The organism is Variovorax sp. P5_A3 (assembly GCF_056400665.1).
Genome location: NZ_JBFUKW010000068.1, coordinates 1 through 1,215, shown reverse-complemented (window position 1 = coordinate 1,215; position 1,215 = coordinate 1). Strand labels below are relative to the sequence as shown.

Genomic DNA, 1,215 nt, shown 5'->3' with positions numbered 1-1,215 from the left:
TTGCCCGTCGCGATCTGGCTCGACGCGGTCGCGATCGTGTCCGTGCCCGTACGCACCTCGCCGACCACCTTCGCCAGGCTGTCGTTCATGTTCTTCAGCGCCTGCAGCAGTTGACCCGTCTCGTCGCGGCTTTGCACTTCGATGCGGCTTCCCAGGTCGCCGCCGGCCACGGCCTCCGCGACTTCGACGGCCCGACCCAGCGGGCGAACGATGCCGACCGTGAGGCGCCATGCGGCAAGGGCGCCGACCACCAGTGCGATGGCCGACAGAACGATCAGCGACAGGCGGCCTGCGTCGTGATCCTTGGCAATGCCCTTCGCGGTCATGTCGATCTGCTCGCGCTCGTACGCCGCGAGAACGTCGACGGATTTCTGGTAGTTGCCCAGCGATGCGAGAAACTGGCTGTCGGCCAGCTTGTTGGCTGCCTCCGCATCGCCGGTCCCCTTGAGCTTGTTGAGCGTGCCCAGGATTTCGAGCACGGCCCGGCGCGCCTCGGCGACATCACCGTAGAGCTTCTTTTCCTCCGGCGATGTCAGCAATTCCTCGAGCTTCTTCTGCAGCGGGTTGATCAGGGCCTGGCCGGCGCCGAGCTCCCTCTTGAAATAGGCTTCCGTCTCGCCGTCGGTGGCCTTGATCATGGCGAAGGTGCGCACGGTGTTCGCGCCCAGCAGCTTGGACCACTCGCCGACCATCCGCTCCTTGACCAGCGGATCCGAAACCATCCGGTCCGTGGCATCTCCGACGTTGCTCAACCGGTTCATGCCGGTTGCCGAAATGAGGCCCATGAGCACCATCATGGCGGCGAAGCCGATGCCCAGGCGCGTGCCGATCTTCAGATCCTTGAAACGCATCACACTCTTTCTTCAGTTGGGGTGAGGGCCGGAGCGCAGTGCTGGCTTCGGTCGCTCCTCTATATCGGCAGCGGCGGGCAAATATTGAGACCGGATGTCCCTGCGAGTCCTAGAGACGGAACACGCTCACGACCTGCGAAAGGCCGCCCGCCTGCTCCTGCAGCGATTGCGCTGCAGCAGAGGCTTCCTCGACCAGTGCCGCGTTCTGCTGCGTCACCTGGTCCATCTGCGTGATCGCCTGGTTGATCTGCTCGATGCCCGAGGTCTGCTCCTGGCTCGCCGCGGTGATCTCGCCCATGATGTCGGTCACCCGCTTCACGCTGTCGACGATCTCTTCCATCGTCTTGCCCGCTTCGGCCACCTG

General features: G+C 64.3%; 2 protein-coding genes. Both read right to left on the bottom strand.

Features of this window, described 5'->3' with window-relative positions; genetic code table 11:
• Positions 1-851: MCP four helix bundle domain-containing protein (locus AC1D3B_RS36175; RefSeq protein WP_478195470.1), on the bottom strand; the 851-nt coding region annotated here is incomplete at its 3' end.
• Between the two features lie 109 nt (positions 852-960).
• On the bottom strand, positions 961-1,215 hold a 255-nt coding region (locus AC1D3B_RS36170; protein WP_478195469.1), incomplete at its 5' end, for a methyl-accepting chemotaxis protein.